The sequence below is a fragment of the Streptomyces sp. NPDC051133 genome (genome assembly GCF_040682635.1).
In the GTDB taxonomy this organism is placed as follows: domain Bacteria; phylum Actinomycetota; class Actinomycetes; order Streptomycetales; family Streptomycetaceae; genus Streptomyces.
Window position 1 is genome coordinate 1 of sequence record NZ_JBFBBK010000192.1, and the last position, 2,159, is coordinate 2,159.

2 protein-coding genes are annotated in these 2,159 nt (G+C 67.0%); one reads left to right on the forward strand and one right to left on the reverse strand.

Translation table 11 applies throughout. From position 1 onward, the window contains the following. Positions 1–3: 3 nt before the first annotated feature. Positions 4–1,200: a S53 family peptidase gene (locus tag AB0N17_RS46265; RefSeq protein WP_366017672.1), complete on the reverse strand. Its 1,197-nt coding sequence runs from the start codon at positions 1,198–1,200 to the stop codon at positions 4–6. Positions 1,201–1,496: 296 nt separating this feature from the next. Here AB0N17_RS46265 and AB0N17_RS46270 point away from each other — a divergent pair. After that, a partial coding sequence (locus tag AB0N17_RS46270; protein ID WP_366017671.1) for a helix-turn-helix domain-containing protein occupies positions 1,497–2,159 on the forward strand: 663 nt, incomplete at its 3' end.

The window sequence follows — 2,159 nt, forward strand, 5'->3', positions numbered from 1 at the left end:
GGTCTACTTGGTGAAGGCCGCGACGCCGTTCGGGGTGCCGAGGCCCGTCGGGCCGTCGTAGCCCTTGCCGGCCTTGCACAGGTAGCCGTCGCAGGAGCCGTTGGACCCGCTGGTGACGTCGTTCAGCTTGTCCGGGTGGGCGTAGGGGTAGGAGGACGGGGTGTCACCGGAGCCTGGGGTGCCCGCGAGGGCGTAGACGCCGGCGATGAACGGTGCGGAGGCGCTGGTGCCGCCGTACACGTTCCAGCCGCTGGCCTGGTAGGTGTCGTAGACGGCGAGACCGGTGGCCGGGTCGGCGACGGCCGCGACGTCGGCGACGGCGCGCTTGGCGCAGCCGGTGTCCTTCTGCCAGGACGGCTTGGCGCCGTAACCCGAGCAGCCCGAGCCCGCGCCGTCACCGCCGGCGGAGGTGCCCCAGACGCTCTCGGACCAGCCGCGGGTGCTGGTGTCCTTCTTGAGTGAGGTGCCGCCGACGGCGGTTACGTACGGGGAGGCGGCCGGGTACTCGACGCCGTAGCCGCTGTCACCGGAGCTGACGGTGATGGCGACGCCGGGGTGCTTGAAGTACTTGTTGTCGGCGGAGGCGTCGGCGGCCTCCTCGCCGCCGCCGTAGCTGTTGGAGACGTACTTGGCGCCCTGCTTGACGGCCTGGTTCACGGCCGCGCCGAGGTCGTCCATGTTGGCGGACTTGGCCTCGACGAGCAGGATGTGGCACTGCGGGCAGGCCGCGCTGACCATGTCCACGTCGAGTGAGATCTCGCCCGCCCACCCCTGGTCGGGCGCCGGGTACTTCGTGCCGCCGTCCTGGTCAATCTTCTTGAAGCAGCCGTTTTTCGTGCTGCACTCCGGCAGGCCGTACTGCGAGCGGTAGGCCGCCAGGTCCTTCTCGGCGTTCGGGTCGTCGTTCGCGTCGACGATCGCGACGGTGGCGCCCTTGCCGCCGTCCTTAGGCAGGTTGTAGGCGGCCTGCAGGTCGGCGGGTCCGAGGCCCTTGGGGGTGTCGTGGCGGCCGAGGGACTTCTGTGCCTTCAGATCGGTACGGACGACCGCTTCGCACGCCATGTAGCCGGGCTTGCTCGGCTCCGAGCAGAGTCGGTGAACGGGCACGGTGGAGGTCGTTGGAGACGCGGTGGCGGTCGTGGCAGAGGCCGCTGACTGTGTGACGGCCAGGCCGCCGGTTATCAGGACTGCTGCGGACAGGAGCGCGGGTACCCCGAGGCGTATTGGATTCCTTCTGTGCTGAGAACGCAATGAACTGCCCTCCGTGGGGGGATGGATGGCTCGACCTCGACGACTCCAATGAATGTCAAGCGCATGACAATCGCTTTCTATTGCAAGTGGCCGAGCGGAAGCCGATGTTTGGGCATGCAGCGGTTGCTGCCACCATGGTCAGTGGTGGCTACCGGTGAGTTTATTAATGGTTTGCCGGTAATAACAAGACCAGTTGGGAAAGCCACGTGTGTACTCCTCAGTCTCTGCCGGTACGTTGTGAAGTCATGGAGCTGGATGATGGAACGATCAACGACTTGATGGCGCTGGGCCTGGTCCGGTACGAGGCACGGGTCTATCTGGCACTCATCAGGCGCGGTGCATACACGGCCGCCGAGGTGGCCCGGGAAGCCGATGTGCCACGGCAACGTGTCTACGACGTTTTGGACGCGCTCGTACGGCGACAGCTGGTCACCGCCCACCCCAGTCGCGTGGCCACGTATTCCGCCGTCACACCCGAGTTGGCCCTCGCCCGGCTGATGGCCCTGCAACGGGCGTCCGTCGACCGGCTCGAAAGCGTTTCGCAGGCGCTGGCCGACGCCCTGCAGCCGCTGTGGTCCCAGGGACGGGAGCATACCGATCCGCTGGACTACATCGAGGTCCTCCGCGACCCGAAGGCGATCGCCGAGCGCTTCGCCGATATCCAGCGGCAGGCACGGTACGAACTGCTCACCTTCTGTAAACCGCCGTTTGTCGCCCCCGCCGAGAATGCGGAAGGCATCTCAGCGGTCCGCCGGCTGCACCATGCGGGCGGCGCCGTCCGGGCGATCTACCTCGACGACTGCCTGGACGACGCCGAGACCTTGGAACATGTACAGCGCTTCGCCGCGGTGGGTGAGGAGGCCCGCTTTGCCTCCGAACTTCCCCTGAAACTCGTCATAGCCGACGCC